At 71.8% G+C, this 13,573-nt stretch carries 14 protein-coding genes and 1 other RNA gene; 11 read left to right on the top strand and 4 right to left on the bottom strand.

Translation table 11 applies throughout. The features are described from left to right. Positions 1 to 324: 324 nt before the first annotated feature. Complete coding sequence (locus OIE51_RS09590) at positions 325 to 933, top strand: LPXTG cell wall anchor domain-containing protein (protein ID WP_326596934.1); 609 nt, start codon at positions 325 to 327, stop codon at positions 931 to 933. A gap of 89 nt (positions 934 to 1,022) precedes the next feature. On the opposite strand, the gene OIE51_RS09585 is transcribed toward OIE51_RS09590, so the two are convergent. Next, entirely contained in the window at positions 1,023 to 1,217 is a 195-nt protein-coding gene (locus tag OIE51_RS09585; protein ID WP_326596932.1) for a hypothetical protein, read from the bottom strand. A gap of 211 nt (positions 1,218 to 1,428) precedes the next feature. Here OIE51_RS09585 and ftsE point away from each other — a divergent pair, with 211 nt between their 5' ends. The 6 genes from ftsE (at position 1,429) to OIE51_RS09555 (ending at position 7,205) form a co-directional block, all read left to right on the top strand. Next, a complete protein-coding gene (gene ftsE / locus OIE51_RS09580; protein ID WP_326596931.1) occupies positions 1,429 to 2,118 on the top strand; it encodes a cell division ATP-binding protein FtsE in 690 nt (229 codons plus the stop codon). A 30-nt stretch (positions 2,119 to 2,148) separates the two neighbouring features. Further along, entirely contained in the window at positions 2,149 to 3,063 is a 915-nt protein-coding gene (gene ftsX, locus OIE51_RS09575) for a permease-like cell division protein FtsX (RefSeq protein ID WP_326596929.1), read from the top strand. A gap of 78 nt (positions 3,064 to 3,141) precedes the next feature. Then, positions 3,142 to 4,242, top strand: a complete 1,101-nt coding sequence (locus OIE51_RS09570; protein WP_326596927.1) for a S41 family peptidase — start codon at positions 3,142 to 3,144, stop codon at positions 4,240 to 4,242. Between the two features lie 12 nt (positions 4,243 to 4,254). Next, entirely contained in the window at positions 4,255 to 4,734 is a 480-nt protein-coding gene (smpB, locus tag OIE51_RS09565; protein ID WP_326596925.1) for an SsrA-binding protein SmpB, read from the top strand. A gap of 71 nt (positions 4,735 to 4,805) precedes the next feature. Next, positions 4,806 to 5,176: a transfer-messenger RNA gene (gene ssrA / locus OIE51_RS09560) on the top strand. 157 nt (positions 5,177 to 5,333) lie between these two features. Further along, entirely contained in the window at positions 5,334 to 7,205 is a 1,872-nt protein-coding gene (locus tag OIE51_RS09555; RefSeq protein ID WP_326596923.1) for a penicillin-binding transpeptidase domain-containing protein, read from the top strand. Here OIE51_RS09555 and OIE51_RS09550 read toward each other — a convergent pair. Continuing rightward, a complete protein-coding gene (locus OIE51_RS09550) occupies positions 7,100 to 8,410 on the bottom strand; it encodes an MFS transporter (protein WP_326596921.1) in 1,311 nt (436 codons plus the stop codon). The two genes, OIE51_RS09555 and OIE51_RS09550, sit on opposite strands and share 106 nt — an antisense overlap. A gap of 102 nt (positions 8,411 to 8,512) precedes the next feature. On the opposite strand from OIE51_RS09550, the gene OIE51_RS09545 reads away from it, so the two are divergent. The 4 genes from OIE51_RS09545 (at position 8,513) to OIE51_RS09530 (ending at position 11,462) form a co-directional block, all read left to right on the top strand. Continuing rightward, positions 8,513 to 9,490, top strand: a complete 978-nt coding sequence (locus OIE51_RS09545) for a LysR family transcriptional regulator (protein ID WP_326596920.1) — start codon at positions 8,513 to 8,515, stop codon at positions 9,488 to 9,490. A gap of 110 nt (positions 9,491 to 9,600) precedes the next feature. After that, positions 9,601 to 10,107, top strand: coding sequence for a hemerythrin domain-containing protein (locus OIE51_RS09540; protein WP_326596919.1), 507 nt, complete (start codon positions 9,601 to 9,603; stop codon positions 10,105 to 10,107). A 4-nt stretch (positions 10,108 to 10,111) separates the two neighbouring features. Next, a complete protein-coding gene (locus OIE51_RS09535; protein ID WP_326596917.1) occupies positions 10,112 to 10,546 on the top strand; it encodes a MarR family winged helix-turn-helix transcriptional regulator in 435 nt (144 codons plus the stop codon). 43 nt (positions 10,547 to 10,589) lie between these two features. Next, the gene (locus tag OIE51_RS09530) at positions 10,590 to 11,462 is read left to right on the top strand and encodes an LLM class flavin-dependent oxidoreductase (protein WP_326596915.1); all 873 of its coding nucleotides are present in this window, start codon (positions 10,590 to 10,592) and stop codon (positions 11,460 to 11,462) included. Positions 11,463 to 11,531: 69 nt separating this feature from the next. On the opposite strand, the gene OIE51_RS09525 is transcribed toward OIE51_RS09530, so the two are convergent. Both OIE51_RS09525 and OIE51_RS09520 read right to left on the bottom strand, forming a co-directional pair. Beyond that, on the bottom strand, positions 11,532 to 12,599 hold the full coding sequence (locus tag OIE51_RS09525) for a helix-turn-helix transcriptional regulator (protein ID WP_326596913.1): 1,068 nt from the start codon (positions 12,597 to 12,599) through the stop codon (positions 11,532 to 11,534). Next, complete coding sequence (locus tag OIE51_RS09520; protein WP_326596911.1) at positions 12,587 to 13,492, bottom strand: helix-turn-helix transcriptional regulator; 906 nt, start codon at positions 13,490 to 13,492, stop codon at positions 12,587 to 12,589. Before OIE51_RS09520 ends, OIE51_RS09525 begins: the two co-directional genes overlap by 13 nt. Positions 13,493 to 13,573 lie beyond the last annotated feature (81 nt).

Below are 13,573 nucleotides of genomic sequence, written 5' to 3'. Positions count from 1 at the left end.
TGCGATCAACGGGAAAGCTGTTCGCCTGGCATGCCTGAGTTCTGGGGTGCGTGTTGCGCGAGGGGCGAGTCGACACTGACGCGGAGCCCCCTGCACCGCCGCGGCCCTTGCGTGAGGCTGCCCCACAGACGGGACACTGTCACCAGATGAACAGCTACAGGGGGTAGTGGATACATGGCCAGTCCCAAGACGCGGGCCAACATGGCGCGAGTCGCAGCGGCCGCCGTTTTCGCGGCGGGCGCTTCGTTCGCCGTGGTCGGCACGGCGACGGCGAGCCCGAGCTCGAAGGCTGACACGAGCGACGCAGCAGATGAGCCCGGCGGCGTGAGCGGCCTCCTCAGCGGAGGTGTGAGCATCAGCGGCGGCGTCAGCATCGGTGGCGGCGAGGAAGCCGGTGGCGGTGAAGAGGCCGGCGGTGGTGAGGAAGCCGGTGGCGGTGAAGAGGCCGGCGGTGGCGAGGAAGCCGGTGGCGGTGAAGAGGCCGGCGGTGGCGAGGAAGCCGGTGGCGGTGAAGAGGCCGGCGGTGGCGAGGAAGCCGGTGGCGGTGAAGAGGCCGGCGGTGGCGAGGAAGCCGGTGGCGGTGAGGAAGCCGGCGGTGGCGAAGAGGCCGGCGGTGGTGAGGAAGCCGGCGGTGGCGAAGAGGCCGGTGGCGGCGACGTCGGCGGCCCCGGCGGTGTGAACGAGGGCGGCTCCACCACCGGTGGTCCCCAGCCCAACACCGAGGGCCAGGGCAACCCCATCGAGCAGGAAAGCCCCACCGAGGACCTCACCGAGACCACCCCCAGCCCCTCCGGGGACCAGGGTGAGCTGGCCGAGACCGGTTCCTCGACCAACGAGGCCCTGCTGATCATCGGCGCCGCGACCATGATCGCGGGCGGCGTGGGCTTCCGTTACCTGCCCCGTCTGGTCACCAAGGGCGCCACCCCCGCCTGACGGCGAGGGGAACACCCGTAAGCACAGTGCGACGGGCCCGGAGCGACACCTTCGCTCCGGGCCCGTCGTAGGTTTTCCGTGGCCTGACCTCAGGCGGGCCGGGCCACCAGCAGCGCGACGGCGGCCAGCGTCACCAGCAGGGCGATCAGCGTCGCGGGACTGCCGAGAGCGGCCCAGGGGCCGCGCGCCTCGCGCAGCCGGGCCAGCTCGGCCCGGCACGCGGCGCATCGGCCCTCGCTCACCCGCCCCGCGCAGTTCGCGCACACCAGCCAGTCGGCGATCATGCGACCGTCTCCTCTCGTGTCCCCTCGCTCTCTACTGTGCCAGGCTCCGGTGGGAATCGCAGAACCCGAAGCCAGAGGCGGACAAAGGGGACGACCTGGGACGCTGACTGCGCGCTGGGCGCCGCTTCGCGTAGGGTCTGCCCCAGCGAGGGGGAGCCACCCTCCCGCAGAGGGTGTTACCCCCCGTACCCAGCCCCGACATGGTGTAACCGTGATCCGATTCGACAATGTCTCCAAGACGTACCCCCGGCAGAGCGCGCCGGCCCTGTACGACGTCTCCCTGGAGGTCGAACGAGGTGAGTTCGTCTTCCTCGTCGGCTCGTCCGGCTCCGGCAAGTCCACCTTCCTGCGGCTGATACTGCGGGAAGAACGCGCCTCGACCGGCAACGTGTACGTGCTCGGCAAGGACCTCGGCCGACTGTCCAACTGGAAAGTCCCGCAGGTGCGCCGCCAGCTCGGCACCGTCTTCCAGGACTTCCGGCTGCTGCCCAACAAGACCGTGGCGGAGAACGTCGCGTTCGCCCTGGAGGTCATCGGCAAACCCCGCGGCCAGATCCGCAAGACGGTCCCCGAAGTGCTCGACCTCGTCGGCCTCGGCGGCAAGGAGGAGCGGATGCCGGGCGAGCTGTCCGGTGGTGAGCAGCAGCGTGTCGCGATCGCCCGCGCGTTCGTCAACCGCCCGCTGCTGCTGATCGCCGACGAGCCCACCGGCAACCTCGACCCGCAGACCTCCGTCGGGATCATGAAGCTGCTCGACCGCATCAACCGCACCGGCACGACCGTGGTCATGGCGACCCACGACTCGCAGATCGTGGACCAGATGCGCAAGCGCGTGATCGAACTGGAACGCGGCCGGCTTGTCCGCGACCAGACGCGCGGCGTCTACGGCTACCAGCACTGACCCGAGCAGAGAAAGCACTGAAAGGACGCGATGCGCGCCCACTTCGTCCTGTCGGAGATCGGCGTCGGTCTCCGCCGCAACGTCACGATGACCCTGGCGGTCATCGTCTCGGTCGCCCTCTCGCTGGCGCTGTTCGGCGGCTCGCTGCTCGCCAGCCAGCAGGTCGACAGCATGGAGGACTTCTGGTACGACCGGGTCGAGGTGTCGATCTTCCTCTGCAACGCCAACGACGCCGAGTCCGGTGACCCCGCCTGCTCCAGGGGCGCGGTCACCGCGGAGCAGAAGGAGACGATCGAGGCGGAGCTGGAGGAGTACGAGATCGTCGAGGAGATCTACTACGAGTCGGCGGAAGAGGCGTACGAGCACTACCAGGAGCAGCAGGCGGAGTCTCCCATCGCCGCCGTGGTCACCCCGGACCAGATGCAGGAGTCGTTCCGCATCAAGCTGACGGATCCGACCAAGTACGACGTGATCTCCTCCGCCTTCGCCGGCCGCCCCGGCGTGCAGTCGGTGACGGATCAGCGCTCCCTGCTGGAGAACCTGTTCAACCTGCTCAACGGCGTCAACTACGCGGCCGTCGGCCTGATGCTGCTGATGCTCGTCGTGGCGCTGCTGCTGATCGTCAACACCGTGCGCGTCTCCGCCTTCAGCCGCCGCCGTGAGACGGGCATCATGCGGCTGGTCGGTGCCTCCAGCTTCTACATTCAGCTGCCGTTCATCCTGGAGGCCACGATCGCGGGGCTGCTGGGCGCGGTGTTCGCCTGCTTCCTGCTCGTCGGCGTCAAGTTCTTCGCGATCAACAACTTCCTGGCCGAACGCATCCCGGCGATCGAGTTCATCGGCTGGGACCACGTGTTGCAGGTGCTGCCGATCATCCTGGTGGCGGGCGCGCTGATGCCGGCCTTGGCAGCTTTCTTCGCGCTCTTCAAGTACTTGAAGGTGTAAGCCGGTTGTGATTTATCTCCGCTTGGCTTCCTGGTGCACCTGCCGTACGCCCCTTGCCGGTGTCCTACACTCCGCACCATGTCACGCCTGCGTCACATCACTTCATCCCGCACCATGCGGAGCGGTGCGGCCCTGGCGTGTGTCTTCGCCGGCGTTCTGGTCGCCGGCGCGGCCACCGGCGCCTGGCCGGAGCCGGCGGACGGCTCGGAGCTCTCGGCGCCCGACGACGCTGGCCAGTTGGTGGGCCGCAGCGGCGACCCGTGGTCGGCGGCGTACACGGCCGAGGAGTACGCCGAGGTCGAACGCGGCCTGGAGGGCGAGTACGTCGGCACCGGTATAGCGGTGATCCGCACCGCCGAGGGCCGGATCGAGGTCAGCGAGGTCCACGCGGACAGCCCCGCCGAGCGGGCGGGCATCCAGCCGGGCGACGAGATCCGCACCATCGACGGCGCCGGCCTCGACGGCCAGCCCGTCACCGACGCCGTGGGCCGGCTGCGCGGCAGCGACCAGGAGGAGGCCGCCGGGCCGGGCAGTACGGTGCTCCTCGGGCTCGAACGGGACGGCCGTCGCTGGGAGGCCGAGGTGGAGCGGGCCAGGCTCTCCGTCGAGCCGGTGACCGTGAGCCGCGATGTCCCGGGCGTCACGCGGGTCCACGTCAGCTCGTTCACGCGCGGCTCGGCGGAGCTGCTGCGCGCGGCCGTGGAGAGCGCGCCGGAGGGCGACGGCATCATGCTCGATCTGCGGGGCAACGCGGGCGGGCTGCTGACCGAGGCCGCCGACGCCGCCTCCGTCTTCCTGGACGGCGGCCTGGTCGCGACCTACGACGTGCGCGGTGAGCAGCACGCCCTGCACGCGGAGGCCGGCGGCGACACGGCCATGCCCCTGGTGGTGCTGGTGGACGGTGGCACGATGAGCTCGGCCGAGATGCTGACCGGCGCCCTTCAGGACCGCAACCGCGCGGTGATCGTCGGCTCACGCACGTTCGGCAAGGGCACCGTCCAGATGCCGAGCGAGCAGCCCGATGGCTCGGTGGCCGAGCTGACCGTCGGGCACTACGCCACCCCCTCCGGCCGGACGGTGGACGACGACGGGATCGTGCCGGACCTCGTGGTGGAGCCGGGCGAGGACGCCGAGGCGGAGGCCCGTATTGTGCTCGGCGGTCTGGCGGCCAGCCGGTAGAGTGGGCAGGTCATGGCTAAAGAGACAGGTCGTAAGCTGATCGCGCAGAACAAGAAGGCGCGGCACGACTATCACGTTCTGGATACGTACGAATGCGGTCTGGTGTTGACCGGCACCGAGGTGAAGTCGCTGCGGCAGGGCCGCGCGTCACTGGTCGACGGCTTCGCGCAGCTCGACGGCACCGAGGTCTGGCTGCACAACGTGCACATCCCGGAGTACGCGCAGGGCACGTGGACGAACCACAGCGCGCGCCGGAAGCGGAAGCTGCTGCTGCACCGGGCCGAGATCGAGAAGCTGATCGGCAAGACGCAGGAGACCGGTGTCACGCTGGTCCCGCTCGCGCTGTACTTCGTGAACGGGCGGGCGAAGGTGGAGGTCGCGCTGGCGCGCGGCAAGCGGGAGTATGACAAGCGGCAGACGCTGCGGGAGAAGCAGGACCGCCGTGAGGCCGAACGGGTGATGTCGTCGGCGCGCCGTCGGCAGCGCGCGTGACGGGTGGCGTATACTGGAGTGTGCGCGCACCGCTGGGAATGTCTCCGGCGGGGTGCTTGTTAACTCAACATGGGGATGATCGGTTTCGACAGCGGATGTCGAAGCAGGGGAAGCGAGCCGAGGAACGCGGCAATGATCTCGTTAACCACGTGTCGCGAAAAAATAATCGCCAATTCTCAGCGCGATTCCTTCAGCCTCGCTGCGTAAGTAGCGACCGCGAAGGTGCTGGCCCGGGACTGTTCCCGACCCGGTGTCCGGCATCAGCAAGGGGACTCACCAACGGCTCCGGTCACGGGAGCCCGCGGAACATCAAACAGTGACTGAGCCCGTCGGAGACTTGTCCGCGTGATCTCCGGGGCTGAGAAAATCGAAGCGGACTGCGCTCGGAGAAGCCCTCCTTCTGCTCCGTTGGACGCGGGTTCGATTCCCGCCATCTCCACTGAAGACGACAGGCGACGTGTGTCCGCGAAGTATGCGGTCCGCGTCGTCTTCGTCGTTTCCGCGTTCTTGCTGTCAACAGCCCCGTTCCGGGACAACCGGGACGGGGCTGTCGTTTACGGGGCAGCGCGCTGTCAGTGCTCGTGGGTAGGGTGCGGCGCATGGGGAACAGGGTGGGACGTACAACGATCTTTGCCGCCGTCGCCGTCGTGGTGGCACTGGCCGTCGTCGCCGTGCTGCTGCTGCGTGGCGGCGGTGATGAGGACGACGGGCCGGAGCGGGCGAGGGCGGGGGCGGAGCGGTTTCTCGACGCCTGGGCGGCGGGGGATCTGCCGGAGGCGGCCGGGCTGACCGACGATCCCGAGGCGGCCCAGTCGCTGCTGGAGTCGGTCGGGACGAACATGCGGGCGGAGAGCCTCGTGTTCGAGGTCGCGGACGAGGTGACCGAGGAGGAGGACGGCGCGTTCACCGTTCCCTTCGCGGCCACTTTCGGTCTCGAAGGGCTGGGGGAGTGGTCCTACGACTCCTCGGCGCTGCTGCTCCCGGCCGGGGAGGGCGCGGAGGAGTGGACCGTGCGCTGGGAGTCCGCCCTCGTGCATCCGGAGCTGGCGGAGGGGCAGACGCTGGTGCTCACCGCCGAGGAGCCCGAGCGCGCCGCGATCCTCGCGGCGGACGGCGGCGAGCTCGCCGGGCCGTCGACCGTCTACGACGTGTCGATATGGCCCGCGCGGCTCACCGACCCGGACGCGGCGTACGAGGTGCTGGAAAGGCTCGACGCCGGCATCGACACCGAGGCGCTGGCCGGCCGGGTCGAGGAGGCCGGGCCGGACCAGGCCGTGCCGGTGGTGACGCTCAGGGAGAGCGTGTTCGACGAGCACGAGACGGCGCTGCGGGGTGTCGAGGGGCTTCAGTTCCAGGAGGACACCAGGCCGCTGGCGCACGCGGCGCGCTCGGTGGTCGGCGTGCTGGACCCGGACAGCGGCGCGGGGGCGTCCGGCCTCCAGAGCCGCTATGACGAGCAGCTCGCCGGCACGGCGGCCGGGGCCGTGGTGACGGCCGACCGGGAGTCCGGGGAGGCCGTGGAGACCCTCTACGAGCAGGAGAGCGGTGAGCCGGGCACGCCGGTGCGGACGACGATCGAGCTGGACGTGCAGCGGGCCGCCGAGGCCGCGCTGGCGGATCTCGGGAGGGAGGGCTCGATCGTGGCCGTGCGGCCTTCGACGGGGGACGTCCTGGCGGCGGCCGACTGGCCGGCGGACGGCTTCGCGCGGTCGCTGGAAGGGCAGTTGGCGCCCGGTTCGACGTTCAAGGTGCTGACCGCCGCCGCGCTGCTGGAGACGGGCACCGGCCCGGGCGACGTGCTGGGCTGCCCGCGGTACGCGACGGTGGAGGGCCAGCGCTTCGAGAACCAGGGCGAGTTCGAGCTCGGCCCCGGCACGACGCTGCACGACGCGTTCACCGCGTCCTGCAACACCGCCTTCATCGACAACCTGGACCGTTTCGACGACGACACGCTGCACCGGACCGCGCGGGCGTTCGGCATCGGGGCGGTGTGGGACGTCGGCGCCGTGACGTTCGACGGCAGCGTGCCCGTCCCCGACTCGCCGAACGCGCTCGCCGCCTCGCTGATAGGCCAGGGCCAGGTGCAGACCAGCCCGCTGGTCATGGCCTCGGTCGCGGCGACCGTCGCGGACGGGACGTTCCGCCAGCCGCGGTTGGTGCCCGACGCGGTGGAGGAGCGGCACGAGGCCACCGCCGGGCTGAGCCCGGAGACCATCGAGGCGCTGCGGACGATGATGCGCGACACGGTGACGGACGGCTCGGCCTCGGCGCTGCGCGACGTGGCGGGCGAGCCGCACGGCAAGACGGGCACCGCCGAGTTCCGCACCGAGGAGGGCGAGCTGTCCACCAACGCCTGGATGATTGGCTACCTCGGCGAGCGCGACGTGGCCTTCGCCGTGATGCTGGAGGACGGCGGCTCGGGCGGCCGGGACGCCGGTCCGGTGGCGGCGGCCTTCCTGAACGGTCTGTAGCGGCCCGCGGTGGCGAACGCGGCGGCCAGGAGCGCCGCCGAGACGGGCGCCCAGTAGGCCGTCGTGGCGCCGCCCGACAGGTGGTCCACGGCCCAGCCGCCGCTCGCCGCGCCCAGTGCGATGCCGCCGAGCAGGGCCGTCACGGCCAGGGTCATGCCCTCGTTGAGGCGTCCGGGCGGCACCACGCCCTGGACCAGGGTCATGCCGGTGACCATGGTCGGTGCCGTGGCCATGCCCGCCAGCAGCAGCGCGGGGGCCAGCAGAGGCAGCGAGCCGACCTGGGCGACCAGCGGGGGCAGCGTCATCAGCGCGGCCATCGCCGCCGCGCAGGCGGCGAACCGGCCGGGCGCCGAGCCGCCGACCCGCAGCGCGCCGAACAGCAGCCCGGCCGCGGCGGAGCCGGCGGCCTGGGCGGCGAGGACCGGGCCCGCCCAGCCCTGCTGTCCGCGCTCGTCGGCGAAGGCGATGGTGACCACCTCCAGGGAGCCGAAGATCGCACCGGCGCAGACGAACGCCGCCAGCAGCATCGGCATCCCCGGCGCCCGCAGCGGCCCCGGGCCGCCGCCCGCGCGCGGTGGCACCGGCGGCGGTTCGGTACGGCGCTGCGCCGCGAACAGCAGGGTGCCGCCCAGCATCAGCGCCGCGGCGGTCACGGTGCCCGCCGCCGGGAAGAGCGCGGTACACAGGAAGGCCGCCAGGACCGGGCCGCACATGAAGCACAGCTCGTCCAGGGCCTGCTCGAAGGCGTTGGCGGTGTGCCGGGCGGCGGCGTGCTCGGGGGTCGGCTCACCGAAGAGGTGTGCCCAGCGGGCCCGGGACATGCCGCCCGTGTTGGGCGTCGCGGCGGTCAGCAGCACACAGCAGAACCAGCTCCACACCGGCGCCCCGAGCAGCACGCACAGCAGCAGCGCGGTGTGCCCGGCCACGCAGACCGTGACGGCGGGCACCAGGACCCTGGCCTGGCCGCGCCGGTCCACCTGCCGGGCGATCAGGGGTCCGGCGAGCACCGACCCGATCAGCCCGGTCGCCTGGACGGCTCCGGCCAGCGCGTAGGACCCGTGGTGCGCGGTGATCATGATCACCGCCGCGACGCTGAACATGCCCATCGGCAGCCGGGCGACGAGGTTCGGCACGGTGAACGCCAGGGCGCCGGGCTGGGCGAGGAGCGCCCGGTAGGAGAAGCGGGCGTCGGGGGAGTGCGGCATGCCCCTCACCTTTCCGGCGGCCGGTCGCGCGCGTCCAACACCTGATCAGCGAGCATTCACGCATATCTGTTGTCAATCGGCCCCGGTGGCGCAGAATGCCCCGTGCCCCATGACACCGACCCCCGTCTGCTGCGCGCCTTCACGGCCGTCGCCGAGGAGCTGCACTTCACCCGCGCGGCCGCCCGGCTCCTCGTCGCGCAGCAGGCGCTCAGCCGCGACATCCGGCGGCTGGAGCGGGAGTGGGACACGGCGCTGTTCACGCGCAGCACCCGGCAGGTGGCGCTCACCGCCGACGCCCAGCGGCTGCTGCCGTACGCCCGCCGCGTGCTGGCCGCGCACGACGAGCTGGCCGGCGCGCTCGGCGCGGGTCTCGGCCGGCCGCTCGTCGTCGACGTCGCCGCGCCCGTCGCCACCGGCCACCGGGTGCTGGCCGCGGCCCGCCGGGCCGCGCCCGAGGTGGAGTTCGTCGCCCGCTTCCACAGCGGTCTCGCGCGGGCCGCGGCCGAGATCGCGGCAGGCCGGGTGGACGTCTCGTTCGGCCGGGTGGCGGGGCTTTCCCCGGCCGTCCGGGCGGGGCTGGAGCAGCGGCTGATCCGCTGGGAGCGGGTGGCGGTGCTGCTGCCCGAGGAGCATCCGCTGGCGGCCTGCTCCGAGGTGCCGCTGGCCGCCCTGGCGGGCGAGACGCTGTACGCGGCGGCGGGCAACGACGAGACGACCGAGTGGACGGACTACGCGCGAAGCCTGTTCGCCGGGCGTGGTGTCGGCCTCGCCGCGCCGTTCCCGAAGCTCGAGGGTGATGCCGAGTTCGGGCGGGTGGTGCGCAAGCAGGGCTGGTCGGTGCTGGCGAGCGAGGAGTTCGTGGGCCTGTCCGGCATGGTGCTTCGCCCGCTCACCGACCCGGTGCCGCTGGCCCCCGTCTCGATGGTCTGGCGGCGCGGCCTGCGCCACCCCGGCCTGGACACGCTGCACACGGCGGCGGGCTCGCTGGCCGAAGCCGGCGGCTGGCTGCGTCCGCCGGCCGGCGCCTGGCTCCCCGACGCGGATCGCCGGCTGCTGGGACCAGCGCCCGGCGGCCGGTGACTGGACGAAGGGGTAACAGGCCAGGCGGGGTGGACAGTTGAGCGTGGTGGCGCGGGCACCCCGCGGTGTACGCTTAGATACATGCGTATGTATGAAATAGGCAGGCGCCCGTGAGCGCTCCCCATCCGCAGGGCGAAGCGCTGGCGGCGCAGCTGCTGTGGGTGCACGACATGGTGCGCCGGGACCTGGACACCGTCCAGAAGCTCGCCGACGAGGTGGCGGAGGGACTCGCCGCGGACGCGGTGACGGCCGCGCTCCGCGCGCTCCAGGTGAACGGCCCGCTCTGGCAGCTCAAGGTCAACTGCCTCCAGTACTGCAACGTCGTCCACGGCCACCACCGGGTGGAGTCCGCCGTGATCTTCCCGGCGCTGCGCCGGACGAACCCGGCCCTGGACCCCGTCGTGGACCGGCTGGAGGCCGACCACCTGCGCGTCACCAAGCTGCTGGACGACACCGAGGCCGCCGCGCGCGGGCTCGGCGGAGGCGACGACTCCGCCGCCCGGGGGCGGCTGGTCGCCGCTCTCAAGGCGCTCGCCGCCGACCTCCTCCCGCATCTGGAGTACGAGGAGGAGCACATCCTCGACACCATGCGCACCTGGGCCGGGCTGCCACGCTAGCGCCGTGGAACACGACGAGTACGCCTGCGCCCGGGCCTTCGCGGCGCTGGCCGCCGCGCACGCCCGGGTCACCGAGGACCTCGGCGCCGCGCTCGCCACGTGCGGCCTGACCATCAACGACTACGAGGTCCTGGTCCGTCTCGACGGCGCCCCGCCGCCCGGCCTGCGCGTGAGGGATCTCGCGCCGGCCGTGCGGCTGACGCAGCCGTCGCTGAGCAGGCTGCTGGTGCGGTTGGCACAGCAGGAGTTGGTCACTCGTACGGGTGATCCGGACGACCGGCGCGGTGTGCTCGTCTCCCTCACGCCGACCGGAAAGGCCGCCCTGGACCGGGCCGTTCCCCTGCAGGCGCGGATCGTCCGCGAGCTGCTCCTCGACAAGCTCACCGGCGAGGAGCAGGACCTGCTGGCCAGGGCACTGGCCCGGATCGCGGAGAAATGACCCCCCGGGTGGCCGCATCCACCCCCAATCGAAGGAAACAGAGATGGCGCTGCCCGTCAGGTTCGGTCTCAACGTCGATCCGCATGGCGCGGGTCTCCCCGCCGCCGCCCGGATCGCCGAGATCGCCGACACCGCCGGCCTGGAGTACGTCGGCGTTCAGGACCATCCGTACAACGCCGACTTCGTCGACACCCTCACGCTGATCACCTGGCTGGCCGCCGGGACCAGCTCGGTGCACTTCTTCCCCAACGTGGCCAACCTGCCGCTGCGCCCCCCCACGATGCTCGCCAAGCAGACCGCCTCGATCGACGTGCTCAGTGGCGGACGTTTCGAACTGGGCCTGGGCGCGGGCGCGTTCCCCGACGGTGTGGTCGGCATGGGCGGCCCCCGCCGGACCCGCGGCGAGGGGCGCGCCGCGCTGGGCGAGGCCATCGACATCATCCGGGCCTCGTGGGCGGGCGAGCCGTTCGCGGCCGGCGGGACCCACTACACGGTGCCCGGCGTGCGCCCCGGTCCCACGCCCGCGCACGACATCGGCATCTGGCTCGGCGTCATCGGCCCGAAGGCCGTGCGGCTGGTCGGTGCCAAGGCGGACGGCTGGTCCGTGTCCAGCTCCTACGTGCACCCGCAGCGGCTGCCCGAGCTGAACTCGATCATCACGGAATCCGCACAGGAGGCGGGCCGCGACCCCGGGGAGCTGACCCGGCTTTACAACGTCGCGGGTGCGATCGCGCAACAGGACAGGGACGCCTTCAACGGTCCCGTCGCCCGCTGGGTCGAAACCCTCACTGTCCTGCACACGGACTACGGGATGAACGCCTTCGTCTTCTGGCCCGTGATGGATCGTGAGCGCCAGTGCCGGATGTTTGCGGAGGAGGTCGTGCCCGCGGTCCGCGAACAGCTCAAAACTGGCTGAAAAGCGCCGGTGCCGGCGCGGCGGTCCGGGCGGGTCCCGATCGGGACCCGGACCGGGCCCTGGCTCCGACTACGTCAGCCACCCGCTCGCCGCCGCCCTCGTCCCGGCCTGGAACCGGTTCGTCGCGCCCAGCCGCGTCATCAGCCCGGCCACGATCCGGCTGACCGAGCGCTGTGAGACGCCGAGCCGCTGGGCGATCTCCTCGTTCGTCCGGCCGCTCGCCATCTGCAGCAGGACCTCGCGCTCCAGGCCGGACGGCGCCCCGTCGCGCTCCCTCTCCGCCTCGGCGAACTCGACGCCCTCGCCCCAGCAGTGCTCGAACAGCCGGCACAGGAAGCTCAGCACCGCCGGGTCGCGCACCAGCGCGGCCCCCGCCGACGTGTGCAGCGGGTCCAGCGGCAGCAGGGCGCAGGCGCCGTCGTAGATCAGCATCCGCGACGGCAGCACGCTGATGCTCCTGACCTCGGCGCCCGCCGAGGTGATCGTCTCGACGTACTGCACGATGACCCGGTGCCGGCGGGCCGCGTGCTGGAACAGCGACCTGATCCGCACGCCCCGCGAGAGCAGCTCCAGGTCCAGCGGCTTGGCGGCGGCGACGGCCGCCTCGTTCTCCACACCGCCCGGGATCAGGGCGTCCAGGGACTCGGCACACGTGCGGGCGAGGTCGTCGATGACCGCCCGGATGTTGTCCAGGCCCTCGACGATCTCGATGCTCGTCTTGGCCGAGCGCATCGAGCGCGCCTCCAGGTACTCCCCGGACAGCGCGAGCAGCTGCTCCCTGGTGGCGGCCATCGCGATGCGCCGCTGGAGGACGTCCTGCTCCAGGGGCGCGAGCAGGCCCTCGGCGGCGCTCTCCGGGCTGACGGCGACCCAGCCGCCGCCCGGGGAGGGCTGGAGCAGACCGAGCCGGGAGAGCAGGCGTTCGGCCTCCGCGACCTCGTCCGCGGTGAATCCGGCGCGGGCCGCGAGCTGGCTGACCAGGTCCGTCGGATGCGTCACGCGGAGCTGGTAGACGCGGACCGCCACCGCGTCCAGCTCGTCCTCCAGCAGCTCGAAGACGGCGGTCGAGCCGTCCGCCGCGCCGCCGTCGCCGTCGCGGTTCCGCCCGCCCCGCTCCCAGGCTCTCAGGACAGCCACCCGTTCAGCGCCGCTCGCGCGCCCGCCTGGAACCGGCTGTCGGCGCTCAGCCGCTCCATCAGCCGGGCCACGATCCGGCTGACGGACCGGGGCGACATCCCCAGCTGGTGGGCGATGGCCTCGTCCTTCTTGCCCGCCGCCATCAGCAGCAGCACGTCCCGCTCCACACCGGTCGGCTCGGGCCCGGACTTCTGGTCCTCCTCGGAGAAGTCGAGCGCGCGGTCCCAGTAGTGCTCGAAGAGCTGCTGGAGGAAGCTCAGCACCGCCGGGTCGCGCACCAGGGCGACGCCGGCGGCGGTGTGCATGGGGTCGAGCGGCAGCACCGCGCAGCTGCGGTCGTAGATGAGCATTCGCGAGGGCAGCACGCTGGTGGTGCGCACCTGCGCGCCCGCCGCGATCAGCGTCTCGGCGTACTGCACGGTCGCCCAGTATTTGCGTGTGGTCTGTTGCCAGAGCTGCCGCGTCTTCACACCACGTTCAAGTGTCTCCAGATCCAGCGGGGTGGCCGCGCGGATAGCCTCCTCGGGGAACCGGCCCGGCACCAGTGCCTCAAGGGTCTTCACGCAGGTCCGGGCCAGATCGTCCAGGACGGCGCGGATGTTGTCGATGCCCTCCACGACCTCGATGCTGCTCTTCGCGGAGCGCAGGCTGCGCGCCTCCAGATAGTCACCGGAGAGCGAGTGCAGCCGCGCGCGCGTCGTCGCCATCGCGATGCGCCGCTGGAGAATGTCCTGTTCAAGTGGGGCGAGAAGGGCGTCGGCGGCGCTCTCGGGGCTGATCGCCACCCGGCCGCCCCCCGGCGAGGGACGCAGGAGGCCAAGTGTGAAGAGCCGCGACTCGGCGTCCGCCACCTCTTCATGGGTCAGACCAGATCTTGCCGCTATCTGCTCCACGGAGTCCGTGGGATGGATAACGCGAAGGCGGTAAACTCGGGTGACCGCTGCGTCTATTTCGCCGGATTCGTGCACGCTCTT

The organism is Streptomyces sp. NBC_01803, assembly GCF_035917415.1.
In the GTDB taxonomy this organism is placed as follows: Bacteria; Actinomycetota; Actinomycetes; order Streptomycetales; family Streptomycetaceae; genus Streptomyces.
This window is presented reverse-complemented; position numbering and strand designations above follow the sequence as displayed.

What these genes read in the sequence shown, in the direction of transcription:
- OIE51_RS09585 (WP_326596932.1), bottom strand. Translation starts at nt 1,217, where the DNA reads ATGATCGCCGACTGGCTGGTGTGCGCGAACTGCGCGGGGCGGGTGAGC.
- ftsX (WP_326596929.1), top strand. Translation starts at nt 2,149, where the DNA reads ATGCGCGCCCACTTCGTCCTGTCGGAGATCGGCGTCGGTCTCCGCCGC.
- OIE51_RS09570 (WP_326596927.1), top strand. Translation starts at nt 3,142, where the DNA reads ATGTCACGCCTGCGTCACATCACTTCATCCCGCACCATGCGGAGCGGT.
- smpB (WP_326596925.1), top strand. Translation starts at nt 4,255, where the DNA reads ATGGCTAAAGAGACAGGTCGTAAGCTGATCGCGCAGAACAAGAAGGCG.
- OIE51_RS09555 (WP_326596923.1), top strand. Translation starts at nt 5,334, where the DNA reads ATGGGGAACAGGGTGGGACGTACAACGATCTTTGCCGCCGTCGCCGTC.
- OIE51_RS09550 (WP_326596921.1), bottom strand. Translation starts at nt 8,410, where the DNA reads ATGCCGCACTCCCCCGACGCCCGCTTCTCCTACCGGGCGCTCCTCGCC.
- OIE51_RS09530 (WP_326596915.1), top strand. Translation starts at nt 10,590, where the DNA reads ATGGCGCTGCCCGTCAGGTTCGGTCTCAACGTCGATCCGCATGGCGCG.